Raw genomic sequence first — 15,130 nt, forward strand, 5'->3', positions numbered from 1 at the left:
AGCCAACACGCTGCCTGAGGTTCCGCCGCTATGAAGCTCAACTACCACCACCTTTACTATTTTTGGCAAGTGGCAAAAGCGGGCCACCTAACTCGCACAGCCGAAGCGCTGCACGTCTCTCAATCGTCGCTTTCGCAGCAAATTCGTCAGTTAGAGGAGCGCTTGGGCCAAGCGCTTTTTATCCGTGAGGGGCGTCAACTCCACCTTTCTGAAGCGGGCAGGCTGGCGTTTGACTATGCGGAAACCATCTTCACCCAAGGCGAGGAGCTGAGCGCGCTGTTTGCTGAAGGCGGCCACGCTCACCGGGAGGTGGTGCGCGTAGGGGCAGTGGCCACGCTATCGCGTAATTTTCAGGAAGGCTTTGTAAGGCCGCTGCTGGGCAGAGACGACCTGGATTTGATACTGCAAAGCGGCGGGCTAGATGACCTCTTGCGACGACTTTCTGCCCACAAGCTGGACGTGGTGCTCTCGAACCAGCCCGTGCGCGGCGATAGTGAGCACCCCTGGCGCTCGCAGCGATTAGCGCGCCAGCCGGTGAGCTTGATTGCATCGCCCCGCCTCTCACCACCCCCGGCATTTCCGCACGGGCTAAGCGGCCACGCCTTTATTCTACCGGGCGCTGAAAACGCTACCCGCCACGCCTTCGATCAGCTTTGTAGCCACTACCGTTTGACCCCTAAACTGGCCGCCGAGGTAGACGACATGGCCATGATGCGCCTACTGGCCAGGGATACTCAGCACATTGCCGTGATGCCGCCGGTGGTTGTGCGTGACGAGCTGAACAATGGCACGCTAAAAGATTACGGTGCACTGCCCGGCGTATGGGAGGAGTTTTATGCCATTACCCTGCAACGGCGGTTTGAATCCCCCAGCCTAAAAGCGCTGCTAACGCGAACAGGCGAATCGCTATTGGATTAGCGCCAAGACAAGCAAACGCCTTACCGTGCTAACACCGCTGCCACGCCGCGCTCGGCCGCTTCAATGGCCCCTGCTAAATAACCGGCATACTGCTTACCCCACTCGCTACCAATCCCGGTTAAGCAGGGCTGCCAAGGGCCATCGGCAGCGCGAACGGGCGGTGCCATGCCATGATGCTCGCTGGGCAGTTGATCCGCGTGGGTGGCCGTGAACGGTTCCAGCGCCCAGTCTTTAATCACATCCCGCTTTGGGTTCGCCGCTTCTGGGCCAAACAGCCTAACCAACTGCGCACGGCAGTGCTGGCGCAGCGTCTCATCGTCGATCTGCGCCCGTGCGCTGGCAGGCAAACTAAAAAAGCCAAACAACGCCCCGACGCCATCCGGATGGGACGCATCATGAATTTCACCCAGCGGGCCGATCAAGCTGCGCGCCTCGCCCGAAAGCTGCGCCTTTCGCCAAAACGGGGTGGGATACAGGGCGACATATTTACCGTGAGGCGCCATCCAGGTAGCGGTATTTGCCCAGTGATGGCTCAGCTGCTCCGGTAGCGGTGGCGAAAACGTCACCGCCTGCGCGGTTAACCTGGGCGGCACCGCCAGCAGCACATGCTGCGCACTGTAACGCTGCCCACTAGCGCACTTAAGTACTACGCTGGCGTTGGCGGTGAGCGACATCGACTGAACCGCCTGCCCGGTGTGAAGTCGTGCAGCATCGATGCGCTGGCGCAACGCATCAATCAATGCCTGCATACCGCCCCTCAGCCGCATGGACGGCGGTTGATTCACAAAACCCTGCATGCGCACAGGCGGCAGCTGCTGGGAGCGCTCTACCACCATATCGCCCGTTTCATACTGGGCAAACGACGTAAGCCCCAGCGACGCCACCAGCACTCCTAGCGCGTGCTGAACCCCCGGCCAATACCACGAAGGCCCCAAATCAAACGCCTCCATCGTGCGCGCCTCATCAGGCACTAACGACGCAATACGCCCTCCCGCCCGCTCCCGCGCTTCCAGCACCACATAATCCGTGATGCCCCGCTGTTCTAACAACGTCGCGGCATACAGCCCCGCCAACCCAGCGCCTACAATAACGATACGTGATGCGTGCATGGCAACTCTCACCAGTTAATAATCCACGAAGGCGCATTGACCAAATGAGCTCGCACTTAAGCAAGGGGATGAGGTCACTCGGCAGGACGCCGCTGTTGAACCCTCCGACGATTCATTCAACGAATAGAATCGCGGATTCTTACCCCTCTCACGCACTCTGTTGCCAGAGCGAGGAGAGCGATACCGGGGTTCTCGGTGCGCCGGTCGACTTCTGCGAGCCGGCACGGGGCGCTGCCTTGCGGCGACGCCCCTGGTAGTAAACATGGCCGCGGGCGGCGATGTTATAGGCCGCGTTCAGATCGGCGTGATAGCGCTTGCCGGAGCTAAACGTGCACTGGCTGTAGTTGTCCTTGTCGCGCTTTACCCGTCCTGAGCCATCAAACGCTTGGCGGGACGTACCACGGGCATAGACCGCGACACAACGCAGCCCCACCTCGACGGCTTTGCTATTGATTCGTGTCACCAGCTGGCGATGGAACCAGCGGTGAAACCGCGCCTTCATCGGGGTACGCTTCTTTCCCGCCTTGGGTCGCCAGCCCTTCAGATTTTCGACCGCAATGGCCTGGCAATGATGATCGAGCGCTAGGTTGATCAACTGCCGACTGATCTGGTGGGCTTGGTTATCGGCTAGATAGGTCAGCCGTTGGTGGTCGCGGCGGCAGAAGCCAGGGGGTAAGCGGCTGCCGTGGCGCGTGTGCTTTTTAGCCGCCTGACGAATACGGTTCATGAGCCGACACTCCCGGTCTTTATCCGTGCGTGAGAAAAAGCCTCGCGCATGGACAGTGCCTTGAGCATCAACCACCGCCCAGGTGGCCGCCGTATTAATGCCTACATCCACCGCTAACACCCGCTCAGGCGCACCCTTTACCGGTTTCGGTGGCTCGAATTGTTCAGGCAACGATAGCTGCCACTGCCGCCCATTCGTGGTTAGCAGCGGCGACTTAGCCTTGCCTTTGCCGCGAAACCGGCAGGTGCCTTTCAGCCCAAACCCCATCCATATCCAATCGTTCTGCCAACGTACCTTGATAAAGGCATGGCTGGCATCCGCGTTGAGTTTGGCGCACTGGCTGCCGTAGAGGCTGGGAAAGGTCTTGGTGCTGGCCGTTAGGCGCGGTGGTTTGGCGTGAAGGTGCTTACGCTGGCCACCTCGCCACTGATCGAACCGCGTGACGAAGGAACGCACCTGACCGACCGCATCCATAATGGCCACACGGCGAAGATACGAAGGGAATTTGTAGTAGCGGTTGGAAAAGTAGGTATAGCGAACATGCGGGCGCTTGGCGGTTGGGTGAATCAGCGCCTCAATGACCTTTACCGCTTCATTGCCCTGCGTGGGCCCCAACGCTGGCCAGTGGGTATAGGCGACGGTCATCAGATCGCGCACCAGCCGTCGATACAGCGCGAGCGTATTCGCCAACGCTTGCTGTTGATCGGCGCTGGCGATCTGAAGGGTAAGGGTATCGGAGCGAATAATAGCCATGAATTAACTATATATCTATACAGCTATAAGGACAAGCAAGGCTGGAGCCTTGCGCTGCCTTGACTGACGATTCATTTGGAGAATCGAATCGCAGAATGCGGCAGATTTTTGTTCAAATGAGCGGCATTTTCACCTCAGGTGTTCGCCCTTAGCAGGGGCCTAAAGAGAGCAAGAAGAGATTTGATGACATTCGTCATTACACCATGCGGATAATGAGTAGACAATTTGGCTCAGCTGAACTCATAGCCAGCCGGTTATGCTTCTAGTCAACTAACTGTTTCTTAAAAATGGTAATACTTTACTCAACTTGATAGCCAAAATATCGATATGTTTATTTATACCTACCGCCGTGCCTGGATCAATGGCTTTATTGATGGCGAACGCGGCAACCCTCATAGAACGCAGAAAGGTATTCCGGGATTCCGCTATACCAACGGATGGATTGAAGGTCATGCTAAACGTCATGGTTATGCCTATGGCATGGGAGACATCAGCGAGCCTGAACTAGAAAGGGCACGCCAGGACATACCGTTACACATACATCATCCTTGGGATGAGGTCAGCGGGTTGCGATAACACCTTATCGCGACACCCCCTTATCTTCATAAATTTAAACGTCCCGTGCGTTCCGCACACCCTTTGAGCTATTTCCTTGGGGCTATTTTCTTGGGGCTATTAAAGTAATGTTACGATTCAGCCAGTGATAAACAAACTGAGCGTTTGAATAACCTAGACTGTCAGCCCCTGATCGGAGAACTCCATGTCATCCCCCCTCGTGACGACCCAATGGCTGCAAGACAACCTAGACAACGAACGGTTAGTGCTGATCGATGCGAGCATGGCGACGGTCATTGGTAAAGACCCGATCGTTTATGACCGTCCGATGTGGATACCGGGTAGCCACCAGATCGATCTCGAAGGCGTGCTCTGTGACACCCACTCTGCTCAGACCCACGCCTTTCCAACAGCGAAACAAGTCACGGAAGAAGCTCAACGGCTGGGCATTACGAGCAAAAGCCTCGTCGTACTGTACGATAATCAAGGCATCTATTCGGCGCCTCGGGCCTGGTGGATTTTCCGGTCAATGGGCCTTGAACACGTTTTTGTTCTGGATGGAGGGCTGCCACAGTGGCTAGCCGAAAAGCGGGACGTTGTTTCTGCCATCACTGAAACCGCAGCCAAGCCTGGTAACTTCGTCGCCCACCTTGATCACAGCCAGGTGAGAAACTCAGCGTACGTTTTGCAGCATCTGGACGATAGCCGGGTAACCGTTGTTGATGCCCGGTCACGTTCACGCTTTCTGGCACAGGTGCCTGAACCTCGCCCTGGGGTGCGCAGTGGACATATCCCCAATTCTCACAACCTGCCGTTTACAGAGGTGCTGGAGGGACATTGCTTTAAACCGGTTAGCGAGCTGAAGACAATCTTTAGAACGCTTGCTCCGCCCCTTCAATCCAGCAATGAACCCCAGCTGGTGTTTTCCTGTGGCTCAGGCATCACCGCCTGCATCATTCTACTGGCCGCCGAACTGGCGGGCTACCATCAACTATCGCTATACGACGGTTCTTGGGCAGACTGGGGAAGCGATGAATCACTCCCAGTAGCTTAGCATGAGTAGCTCTGGCCAACAGCGCCTGAAAGAGACCCAGCGACGTCACCCCTAGCTTGAGTAGCGCTACACTTTAGAGTCTGATTCTATGCTATGGAGATTGGACAGGAAGTAGCTCCCCCGCAGCCTCGATGGCAGCGCATGGTAGTGCTGATCGACGAGTACGAAAAACCCATACTAAACAATATCCTCGATGCCGATAGGACGTGCGAACGGTGCGAGGGGCTAAATAACCTCAACGACATTACGCTAGGTAAATCACACTGACACAGTCAACCTTAGTTAAAATTAATAAAAAAAGATCATCCACGAAGGCACATTAACCACCCGAAAGAGCAGTTAACGCAGTAAATGGCACTGATATTGCAGCGTTTAAAACACAATGTGTGCGAGACGCTACATTGCTCGCCCTGCTTTCACAGGAGTTGCCATGCCTTTCCCACTGACTGCTCGTCCTTCTATGCGCTTTCAACATTGGCTCTGGTTAGGCTTTGCTACGATTATTAGCCTCATGATCGCCAGTAGTGTTATCGGCATTCAGCGTGTTAATCAGATCGATACCTCTCTTACGCAGATAAACGATATCAACAGTGTGAAGCAGCGCCATGCGATTGACTTTCGCGGTAGCGTTCACGACCGCGCGATCGCATTGCGTGACGCCGTCATGCTCACAACAAACAGTGATGTGGCAGCCCAACTAACGCTGATGGAGGAGCTTGCAAGCGATTACGATGCGGCTGAAGTTGCGATGGAACGCATATTTTCTGAAGCAACAGACTCTATTACATCCGAGGAGCGTGATGCTTATGCTCAAATACAGCAAACAGCTGAGACAACACTTGCCGCAGTTGAGCAAGTCATCGCGTTTCGTACTAACAATCAACTGGCTGCTGCACGCCTTGTACTCTTCGAAGATGCGGCCCCTGGGTTTAGCCAGTGGCTGGCCGACATCAATGTTTTCATTGATCTCCAGGAATCAATGAATGTGGCAGAGACCACTAGAGCGCGTGAAATGACCGGCAGTTTTCAGGCGAGCATGCTGGGCTTGGTAGGTGTGGCCATTCTTATTAGCTTGGTTATTGCCGCCTTGCCCGGACGCTGGTTAAAACGCACGCTGGGCGCTGACCCTAGTGACGTACGTCGGCGCGTCGATGTGATTGGTGCTGGCAACTTCCGCTCTGAAAGCCAACAGTATCCAGATAACAGCATTATGCAGGCACTCGACGAAATGAACGCTAAGCTTTCAAAAACCGTCAACCAAGTGCGGCAAGCCTCCTATGAAGTAGAAGGTGATAGCGAGAAAATATCGCGTAATTGCGATGAGTTGTTAAGCAGGGTTGATCAGCAGGCGGCCATGCTGACCGAAACTGCATCGGCCATGGAGCAGCTCGGCTCCACGGTGGCTCACAATGCTGATAGAACCAGCGAAGTGGACCACCAAGCGCGCGATGCAGCAACGCTTGCAGGCGAAGGTGGCAGTGTAGTGCGCGAAGTAGCGACATCCATGCAAACCTTGAACAGCCGCTCAGAAGAAGTCGTTAATATTGTGTCACTCATTGATAGCATCGCGTTTCAAACAAATATCTTAGCGCTCAATGCCTCTGTAGAGGCTGCCCGTGCAGGCGAGCAAGGCAAAGGCTTTGCTGTCGTCGCTCAAGAAGTACGCAGCTTGGCTACGCGTAGTGCTGATGCCTCCAAACAGATCAGCCACTTAATTACAGAGAATTTGCGGCAAGTAGAAAAAAGCGTCGCCCTGACTAGCAAAGCAAGCGATAAAACACGCGCCGCCATTGAAGCCATCAATCGCGTTACCCAATTAGTGAGCGAAATAACCCAGGCAGGCCTGGAGCAGTCGCGCGCCGTACAAGAAGTGGGTACTGCCGTCTCGGAAATGGACAATGTGACACAGCAAAATACCCAGCTTGTGAAACAAACCGCTGAAACGGGGAGCAGGCTGTTAGGCCGCTCAAGCCAGCTAGGCGATGCCATCTCTATGTTTGACTTAGATGATGAAATACTCCTCCCCAGGGCACGCACATCACAGGAAAGGAACCAAACAGCTTCTGCTCCTTTTCATTAGCAGCTCCAGAAACGCGACCCTCATGAAGCATTAATGCACCTCCCTGGTGCGCAAACAGCACCAGGGAGGTGCAAAAACACATCAAGTTTGTTGTTATGAATCATGCATGCCGACTTGGCGATTTCAAAGGGGCATGAAATTTCAGCCACAGATCTCGTCACGCCTTTAGCAAAGCCTCGATCTTTGCCGCCGGTGGTGATGGCCGACGTTGACATGGCCTAATAGTCCATTATGGCGGAAATACCATCATGGCTCGTCAATTCTCTCCTACCGTTCATTGACGCCACTGTTTACAATCTTATGCGTTGTCGATGCCTTCTCCGCACTAAACCATCTTTTTTTGAAACATGGAGTTAACATGCAAACATTGTTGCAGGTTCATTTTCCTTTTAATGGGCCGTTCGGGGATGAAATGGAAAAAATGATGGCAACCCTTGCGCACTCTATCAACGAAGAGCCGGGGCTAGTTTGGAAAATTTGGACTGAAGATGAAGAAAGTAACCAAGCAGGAGGCGTTTATCTGTTCCAAACTCGCGAAAATGCCGTTGCATATTGTGAAAAACATGTTGCTCGCTTAAAAGACATGGGAGTCACTGGGATCGAAGCACAAATATTCACTGTTAACCAAGCACTATCGAGCATCAACAACGCCCCACTTCACTAAGCAGATCAAGGCCATCACTATATTACTGAAGAATCGTGTGTGTGATGGCTGACGTTGCGCAGCTTTTTAAAACTACAAGATGGTCGTTAAGAACGGAATTACACAGATATCGACAGTCGTATTCAACGAATAATAACAAAGGCTAATTCAATGTCACATTAATAACCATGATTAAGAAAAGAGCGCCCAGTGTCGGCCAAGGAGAACGAAGCAAAAGACTAAAACCTGTTAATGGAATTAACACGGTTAAGGCAGCCATAGCATGAGGAAATTCCGCTCGGCCATTACTGACCATACTTGTGATAGTCAAGAAACCTAACGTACTCAAAAGTAAAATAAGCCAGATACGCCGGTCACGTATGAGTTTTTTCATAACCGTTAAGCCTTTTAGAATTTAAATTAGCGAAATTGAACCTATCTGCACCTTCCGAGATGTTCTAGGCGCCTTAAAATAACGCTTTTCATACTCGGCCGATAGCTAGTCTCAGAAACACCACCCTGGGCTTGCTGCTCAGTTGGCAAGGCAAGAATGAAGTCGCAAGCAACCATTGCCGCCAACCCTAGACCGCCCATAAGCTACTGATATTATTTGTTTATTACCTCATCCTACCTTAAAGCAAGCTAATATTTATTATATATTTATAACTTATCCTCATGAAAATCGCATCAAAGCCGATACAATCAGTAACAACTTAGTTTTTAGCCAATCGATACATTCCTAGCTCATCAGATACCCAAGGGGCTGCCATGCGTACTGACTTGCCTATTTCCCATGTCGAGTATGCTGACGCTGAAGACGACCTTATGATCTCTCAAACTAATTTGAAAGGAGAGAGTACCTGCGCCAAACCCAGCGTTTGTGCAGTGAATCGCCCCAGGTTTCATAGACACCTCCAGGCCTTATACTAAAGGTATCTAGGAGGATCCATGAGCCGTCCCCGTTATACTGAAGAATTCAAAATCGAAGCCGTTAAGCAGGTGGTAGAGCGTGGCCATCGAGTTGCCGAGGTCGCTGAGCGTTTAGGCGTGTCAGGCCACAGCTTGTACCACTGGATCAAGCGCTACGATAAGCCGGTAGAACAACGGCAAGAAGATGATGATCTCCAAGCTGAAAATCGTCGTTTGAAGGCTGAACTAAAACGCGTGTCAGAAGAGCGAGATATATTAAAAAAGGCCACCGCGTACTTCGCCAGGGAGTCCGACTGAGGTACGCGTTTATTCAAAAGCATGCGGGGCAATATCCGGTACGTCGCTTGTGCCGCATGATGGCCGTGCACCCTAGCGGCTACTACGCATGGTGCAAAAAAGCACTGTCTAATCGAGACCGGGGTGATCAGCGTCTCTTGGGATTGATCAAGCATGCGTGGCTTGAAAGCGGCGGTGTATATGGCTATCGCAAGGTCTATCAGGATTTGCGTGAGGCTGGCGAAGCCTGCGGTAAGCACCGAGTGGCCCGCCTGATGCGGAGGGAAGGTTTACGCTCTCAGACCGGCTATCGACGACGCCCTGGCTGCTATGGCGGTGGAAAACCGGCCATCGTATCACCTAACCATTTAGACCGTCAGTTTGAAGTAACAGCGCCAAATATTGCTTGGGTGACGGATATTACGTACATCCGAACGTACGAAGGCTGGCTTTATTTAGCGGTGGTTATCGACCTGTTTTCTCGTCAAGTGGTTGGCTGGTCGATGAAGTCACGTATGACCACGGAGTTAGTGCTGGATGCTTTATTGTCGGCAGTTTGGCGACGCAAGCCGCAAGGAACTGTGATGGTACATTCGGATCAAGGAAGCCAGTTTAGCAGTGGAGACTGGCAAGGCTTTCTGAAAGCTAATCACCTAGTGGGCAGCATGAGCCGACGAGGTAACTGTCATGACAACGCCGTTGCTGAAAGCTTCTTTCAACTCCTCAAGCGAGAGCGAATCAAGCGACAAATTTATTCGACACGCGAAGCGGCTAGACGCGACGTGTTCAATTACATTGAAATGTTCTACAACCCAAAGCGCCGACACGGCACAAGTGATAACTTGTCACCGGTTGAGTATGAAGGGCGTTACTTTAAGAGCCTAACGGGTGTCTAGAATATCCGGGGCGATTCAACCAGGCTTGAACCTACTGCGCTTAGAGGAGACGCTATCAGCGGCGCACTTGCGCTTATCAAGCACCTTTATAGAGCACCTAAGCTGGCAGGATTGCATTGAGCGCTATGACCGCTCACACACCCTCTTTTATATGGACCCACCCTACTGGCAGATAGAAGGATATGGGGTACCCTTTGGCATAGAACAGTACGAGGAAATGGCGAGCATGCTAGTCAAGCTCAAGGGCAAGGCCATCATCAGCCTCAACGACCACCCAGACATCCGCCGGATCTTCGCGGAATACCACATTGAAACCACCGACATCCGCTACACCGTCGGCGGCGGCAAAGGCTCAGACGCCAAAGAGGTGCTGATCTTCAGCTGGGATGTAGAGGCCGAGCCAGCGGGTTTGTTTTAACCAATAAGGGGAAAGTATGGAGATCGGAGCAGCAGTAACAGCAGTTAAGGGAGCGCTTGATTTAGCACGTAATGCTAAAGACGTGAATGACCGTGCTCAGCTCAATGCAGCGATGAGTGACATCATGGGCAAGCTAACAACAGCGCAATCTGATCTCCTTGATCTCCTATCAGAGCACTATCGACTTCTTGATGAAAATAGGGATTTGAAGCAGAAGCTCACCAAGGAGGAGCGCTTTGAAAAATATCAAATGGAGAAAACCGCCCAGGGCCACTTTGTTATGAAGCTAAAGGACGAGTTCATAAGCGATGGTAACCCGCCACACGCCATTTGCCACCTATGCAAGGATTCGGGGAAATTCACTATTATGGACGAAGGAAAAGGCTATTATGTCTGCCCAGCGTGTAATTACATTGCTCGACTAAATCCAGCTCCGCGTATCACTTTCTAAAAGCAATATCTCTGGTAGCCACTACCTAGCACTACAATAACTTGGCGGTGCCATACATTCTGCAAAAGCGTGGATGCGCTGCCTTTTATTTACGTGCCAAATACGACGCTAGGGAGTGCCAAATACAACGCGCGTTTACAATAACACCGATAAGTGAAGCAGAAAAAGGCAGTATGGTGACATTGTCAGGCACCATAGAGCGTATTTCTGACACAGGTGAGTTCCACCTGTCAGACGACACCGGCAGTATTAATATTTATGTAGGACCTAACTGGGTGCCTGCTCAGGTAGGCGAAACCATTCAGGTGACGGGGTTTGTAGATGATGGCTTTGGCCCACGCGAGGTCTATGCACGTCAATTGATACGCGCCGATGGAAGTGTGGTCGAGTTTGAACATCGGTATGACTAATTTGTTGTCAAAGTAAATGGGTATCGCCCAAAAATAGCGTGACCAAGTGTGTGCCCCGTAGCGACCAATGGTTATCGAGAAGCAAGCCAGATAAGAAGGTAGTTTTAAAACTGTGGCCACGATTTGGTCACAGGATGGTCACACACAAAACAAAAGGGCTTACGCGTTAACGTAAGCCCTTGATATGTTTGGCGCGCCCGGTAGGAATTGAACCTACGACCTTCGGCTTCGGAGGCCGACACTCTATCCAACTGAGCTACGGGCGCTTTGGGTGCGCATCTTACCCGTGTGGGCACGCTGTGTCCAGCGACGAAGCGGCGTTCAGCTGCGTCGATTGACCGTTTTCGCCTGCCTGGTGCATGCTTTAAGTGCACGTCCCTCTTAGTGAAACCAGGAAACTCTTATAATGAAAACATTTGCACGTAATACGCTGGCACTGGGCATTTCACTGGCGCTGGTGAGCGCCGCGAACGCGAACGAGTTTGCCGATATGGATCCCGTCACCCTGCGCTTGGCCCACGTGGTTAATGAACAGGATGGCTTCCATATTGCGGCCACTAAATTTGAAGAACTGGTGGAAGCGCGCACCGATGGCAAAGTCGATATCGAGATCTATCCCAACGCCTCATTGGGAGACGAGCGCACCCTGCTGGAAGGCATGCAGATCGGCACCGTGGATATGGGCGTGATTACCAACGGGCCGGTGGCTAACTTTGTCGAAGAGATGGCGGTGTTTGAGCTGCCGTTCCTGTTCCCCTCCCCGGAAGCCGCCTATGGAGTGCTGGATGGCCCCATTGGCCAGGAACTTTTGGATAAGCTGGCGGACGTGAATCTGAAAGGCCTGGCCTACGCCGAACGCGGGTTCCGCAACCTGACCAACAGCGAGCGGGCGATTAATACGCCGGAAGACCTCGACGGCTTGCGCATTCGCGTGATGGAAAACCCGGTGTACACCGATACCTTCCGCGAGCTGGGCGCTAACGCGATTCCCATGGCGTGGACCGAAGCGCTCACCGCCATGCAGCAGGGAACTATCGATGGACAGGAAAACCCAGTGAACGTTATCCACTCGTTCAAACTGGATGAGACTCAGAACTACATGACCCTTTCCCGCCATACTTACGCCCCGGCAATTTTTGTGATGGGCATGCCCGCCTGGAGCCAACTGCCAGAGCACGCGCAGGAGGTGCTGCTAGCAGCCGCCCAGGAAGCCGCCGAGCATGAGCGCCAGGTGAACGCAGAAATGGAAGCCGAGCAGTTACAAGCCCTGCGCGACGCGGGCATGGAAATTAACGATTCTCCGGATATGGAAGCCTTCCAAGCCGCCGTCGCGCCGGTATATGAGCAGTACGGCGAGCAGTTTGGTGACTACCTGTCGCGTATTCAGGAGGCGCTAAAGTAAGCGGTCTTTTTACTAACACAACCCACCACATGATGGGATGTTAATAAAATAACCGCCGGCTGTTTGCGTAACGTGAGCACGAGGCGCAAACAGCCCTTTGCCAACAAGAGATAAACGCAATGAACGAAACTTCCCCTATAAAGTTGGCAACGAGACTGAATAAGATAAATCTCAATTTATTATTGGTGTTTCACACGCTTTATTGGAAACGAAGCTTAACGCTGACCGCAGAAACACTCTGCCTGAGCCAGCCTGCCGTTAGCCATTCGCTGAAAAAGCTCCGCTTTATGATGGACGACCCACTCTTCATCAAGACGGTGGACGGCATGCAGCCAACGCCTTTAGCGAGGCAAATGAATGCCGCCGTGGCAAAAGGGCTGTTCTATTTTGATCAAGCGGTTTATAACAACAGCGATTTTTCACCCGCCACCTCGCATCGCGAGTTTCGCGTGAGCTTGGTGGACTATGTCAGCCAGCAGCTGCAGCCTAAGCTGATCCAGCACTGCTTAACCCACGCCCCTGACGTATGCTTCAACATGCTCTCGACACGCATTGCCAGTGCAGAAGAGGCGCAACACGCGATACAAACCCATGACATCGACCTTGCCATGGTGCAGCTGGAAACCCTGCCGCTTACCTCATCTCACGAATATCTGTTTGATGATGTGATTGGCTGCGTGGGCGATGCCAGCGTCTACGGGGAGAGTCACACCATTACGCTGGATGCCTTTTTAAACGCCCCGCAAATCGCGTTATCTCATCGGGAAGACAGCCCCCTGCTAATTAATGAGAAATTGCGAACGCTGGGGCTAGAGCGAAGAATCGTTGCCAAAACCCCCTATATCACGCCGCTGCAGGAGATATTGACGGCCACTAAGTTGCTCTGCGTGGTAACAGAAAGTGCAGCCAGGGTAATTTGTCGTCATAACACGCTGAAGTTTTATGCCCTGCCACTCGATGTAGCGCCCTTTAAAGTGTGCCTCTGCTGGGATGAGCGAAAAGAGCACGATGCGGGCATACGCTGGTTAAGGTCGCTGATTAGGGAGCTGATGGCATCGACTCCCTAACGTTGGCATCGCAGATATCGTGACGGCTTATTCCAGCGTGACCACCTTACCGGGGTTTAGCAGTCCTTTAGGATCTAATGCGATTTTCAGGCGCTTCATTAAGGCGATTTCTGCAGGAGTGCGGGACACCGATAGGTAGTCTTTCTTCTCAAGCCCAATACCATGCTCTGCAGAAATGGAGCCGCCAAACGCTTTGAGCGGTGAGTAGACCAACTGCTCAACCTGGTGGCGGCTCTCAGGGCTATCGTCGCGTACCGTGATCATGATGTGTAAGTTGCCATCCCCTAAGTGGCCAAACACCACCAGCTTGCTAGCGTCCGGCCACTGCGCTTTAAGGCTGCTTTCCAAACCATCCACATAGGCTGCCATGTTGGGAATCGGCAGGCTGACATCATAGGAAAACATCGGCTTAAGCGCGTGCACCAGCACTTCAATATCTTCTCTGATGGCCCAAATCGCGTTGCGCTGGGCATGGGAACTTGCCAACACAGCGTCGGTGATCAAGCCGGCCTCCAGCCCCTTTTGCAGTACTTGGGAGAAGTGCTCAGCATCTTGGGCCTCATCAAGCCCCAGGGTTTCAATAATCGCGTAGAACGGCGAGTCGTCCGCTAACACGGGCGCATGCTTGCCGCTTTCGGTGGTCATCAACGTATAGTGATTATTCCACAGAGCCTCAAAGGCGCTGAGGCTGTTAGCAAGCTCACGCGAGGCCAGCGTCAAGAGCTGGGTTAAGGCATCAAACGAGGGCACCGCCACCAGCGCCGTTTGCTCGCTAGGCATGTTCGGCTGTAAACGCAGCACCGCGCGGGTCACGATTCCCAGCGTACCTTCGCTACCAATAAACAGCTGTTTTAAATCGTAGCCCGCATTGTTTTTCAGCATTTTATTTAACGAGCTCACCACGGTTCCATCGCTTAGCACCGCCTCTAACCCGAGCACCTGCTGGCGCATCATCCCATAGCGTATTACCCGAATGCCTCCGGCATTGGTGGCGATGTTGCCGCCAATGGTGCAGGAACCTCTTGCCCCCAGGTCGAGGGGAAACTGCATGCCGATCTCTTCCGCTGCTTCCTGCACACGCTGCAAGGTTACCCCCGCCTGAACGTCGATCGTGGAGCCAACTGCGTCGATCTCTTCGATATGGTTCATTAACTCCAGTGAAACAACAAGCTCCTCCGGGCTAGCCACACCGCCATGCACAATGCCGGTCATGCCACCGTGGGTCACCACGGGCTGATCAGCTTGATAACACGCGGCCATCACGCGGCTCAGCTGCTCTGTGCTGCGCGGCCTTACAATCGCTTTGGCGCGACACGGCGCTCCCGTAAACCAATCTACGCTTCGCTGCGAGACATCGTCACCCACCAACACCCCCGCCGGGCCGACGATTGCCAGAAGGTCGTTCAGCAACTTATCCATTTCTTATTCCTGTTTTAGCTGA

General features: G+C 53.0%; 14 protein-coding genes and 1 tRNA gene. 11 read left to right on the forward strand and 4 right to left on the reverse strand.

All coding sequences use genetic code 11. The annotated features are described in order from the left end of the window. Positions 1-30: 30 nt before the first annotated feature. Positions 31-918: a LysR family transcriptional regulator gene (locus LG301_RS15695; protein WP_404472086.1), complete on the forward strand. Its 888-nt coding sequence runs from the start codon at positions 31-33 to the stop codon at positions 916-918. 20 nt (positions 919-938) lie between these two features. Here LG301_RS15695 and LG301_RS15700 read toward each other — a convergent pair whose 3' ends face one another. Further along, a complete protein-coding gene (locus LG301_RS15700; protein WP_404472087.1) occupies positions 939-2,027 on the reverse strand; it encodes a flavin monoamine oxidase family protein in 1,089 nt (362 codons plus the stop codon). A 148-nt stretch (positions 2,028-2,175) separates the two neighbouring features. Then, a complete protein-coding gene (locus tag LG301_RS15705) occupies positions 2,176-3,507 on the reverse strand; it encodes an IS200/IS605 family accessory protein TnpB-related protein (protein ID WP_404472088.1) in 1,332 nt (443 codons plus the stop codon). Between the two features lie 327 nt (positions 3,508-3,834). Between LG301_RS15705 and LG301_RS15710 the strand changes: the two genes are divergently transcribed. From LG301_RS15710 to LG301_RS15745, 8 genes are all read left to right on the forward strand, one after another. Further along, entirely contained in the window at positions 3,835-4,083 is a 249-nt protein-coding gene (locus LG301_RS15710; protein ID WP_404472089.1) for a hypothetical protein, read from the forward strand. Between the two features lie 184 nt (positions 4,084-4,267). Next, positions 4,268-5,116 (forward strand): sulfurtransferase, encoded by an 849-nt coding sequence (locus LG301_RS15715; RefSeq protein ID WP_404472090.1) that lies wholly within the window; start codon positions 4,268-4,270, stop codon positions 5,114-5,116. A gap of 430 nt (positions 5,117-5,546) precedes the next feature. Next, entirely contained in the window at positions 5,547-7,196 is a 1,650-nt protein-coding gene (locus LG301_RS15720) for a methyl-accepting chemotaxis protein (RefSeq protein WP_404472091.1), read from the forward strand. A gap of 358 nt (positions 7,197-7,554) precedes the next feature. Continuing rightward, positions 7,555-7,860: a monooxygenase gene (locus tag LG301_RS15725; RefSeq protein WP_404472092.1), complete on the forward strand. Its 306-nt coding sequence runs from the start codon at positions 7,555-7,557 to the stop codon at positions 7,858-7,860. Between the two features lie 927 nt (positions 7,861-8,787). Beyond that, a protein-coding gene (locus LG301_RS15730) for an IS3 family transposase (protein WP_404472093.1) occupies positions 8,788-9,941 on the forward strand; the annotation gives its coding sequence in 2 pieces (ribosomal slippage) (positions 8,788-9,031 and positions 9,031-9,941; 1,155 coding nt in all). Next, positions 9,934-10,359: a hypothetical protein gene (locus tag LG301_RS15735; RefSeq protein WP_404472094.1), complete on the forward strand. Its 426-nt coding sequence runs from the start codon at positions 9,934-9,936 to the stop codon at positions 10,357-10,359. Before LG301_RS15730 ends, LG301_RS15735 begins: the two co-directional genes overlap by 8 nt. Before the next feature lie 16 nt (positions 10,360-10,375). Beyond that, the gene (locus LG301_RS15740) at positions 10,376-10,810 is read left to right on the forward strand and encodes a hypothetical protein (protein WP_404472095.1); all 435 of its coding nucleotides are present in this window, start codon (positions 10,376-10,378) and stop codon (positions 10,808-10,810) included. A gap of 47 nt (positions 10,811-10,857) precedes the next feature. Then, the gene (locus tag LG301_RS15745) at positions 10,858-11,220 is read left to right on the forward strand and encodes a hypothetical protein (protein WP_404472096.1); all 363 of its coding nucleotides are present in this window, start codon (positions 10,858-10,860) and stop codon (positions 11,218-11,220) included. 189 nt (positions 11,221-11,409) lie between these two features. On the opposite strand, the gene LG301_RS15750 is transcribed toward LG301_RS15745, so the two are convergent. Continuing rightward, positions 11,410-11,486, reverse strand: a tRNA-Arg gene (locus LG301_RS15750). 140 nt (positions 11,487-11,626) lie between these two features. Here LG301_RS15750 and LG301_RS15755 point away from each other — a divergent pair. Both LG301_RS15755 and LG301_RS15760 read left to right on the forward strand, forming a co-directional pair. Continuing rightward, on the forward strand, positions 11,627-12,622 hold the full coding sequence (locus tag LG301_RS15755; protein WP_404472097.1) for a TRAP transporter substrate-binding protein: 996 nt from the start codon (positions 11,627-11,629) through the stop codon (positions 12,620-12,622). A 119-nt stretch (positions 12,623-12,741) separates the two neighbouring features. Continuing rightward, positions 12,742-13,689 (forward strand): LysR family transcriptional regulator, encoded by a 948-nt coding sequence (locus tag LG301_RS15760; RefSeq protein WP_404472098.1) that lies wholly within the window; start codon positions 12,742-12,744, stop codon positions 13,687-13,689. Between the two features lie 27 nt (positions 13,690-13,716). Here the strand turns inward: LG301_RS15760 and LG301_RS15765 are convergent, their stop codons facing one another. Further along, a complete protein-coding gene (locus LG301_RS15765) occupies positions 13,717-15,108 on the reverse strand; it encodes an FAD-binding oxidoreductase (protein ID WP_404472099.1) in 1,392 nt (463 codons plus the stop codon). Between the last annotated feature and the right edge of the window lie 22 nt (positions 15,109-15,130).

Source organism: Vreelandella venusta (genome assembly GCF_044809155.1).
In the GTDB taxonomy this organism is placed as follows: Bacteria; Pseudomonadota; Gammaproteobacteria; order Pseudomonadales; family Halomonadaceae; genus Vreelandella; species Vreelandella venusta_B.

Coding starts and splice junctions, on each gene's coding strand:
- LG301_RS15695 (WP_404472086.1), top strand. CDS start 31: ATGAAGCTCAACTACCACCACCTTTACTATTTTTGGCAAGTGGCAAAA.
- LG301_RS15700 (WP_404472087.1), bottom strand. CDS start 2,027: ATGCACGCATCACGTATCGTTATTGTAGGCGCTGGGTTGGCGGGGCTG.
- LG301_RS15705 (WP_404472088.1), bottom strand. CDS start 3,507: ATGGCTATTATTCGCTCCGATACCCTTACCCTTCAGATCGCCAGCGCC.
- LG301_RS15710 (WP_404472089.1), top strand. CDS start 3,835: ATGTTTATTTATACCTACCGCCGTGCCTGGATCAATGGCTTTATTGAT.
- LG301_RS15715 (WP_404472090.1), top strand. CDS start 4,268: ATGTCATCCCCCCTCGTGACGACCCAATGGCTGCAAGACAACCTAGAC.
- LG301_RS15720 (WP_404472091.1), top strand. CDS start 5,547: ATGCCTTTCCCACTGACTGCTCGTCCTTCTATGCGCTTTCAACATTGG.
- LG301_RS15725 (WP_404472092.1), top strand. CDS start 7,555: ATGCAAACATTGTTGCAGGTTCATTTTCCTTTTAATGGGCCGTTCGGG.
- LG301_RS15740 (WP_404472095.1), top strand. CDS start 10,376: ATGGAGATCGGAGCAGCAGTAACAGCAGTTAAGGGAGCGCTTGATTTA.
- LG301_RS15755 (WP_404472097.1), top strand. CDS start 11,627: ATGAAAACATTTGCACGTAATACGCTGGCACTGGGCATTTCACTGGCG.
- LG301_RS15760 (WP_404472098.1), top strand. CDS start 12,742: ATGAACGAAACTTCCCCTATAAAGTTGGCAACGAGACTGAATAAGATA.
- LG301_RS15765 (WP_404472099.1), bottom strand. CDS start 15,108: ATGGATAAGTTGCTGAACGACCTTCTGGCAATCGTCGGCCCGGCGGGG.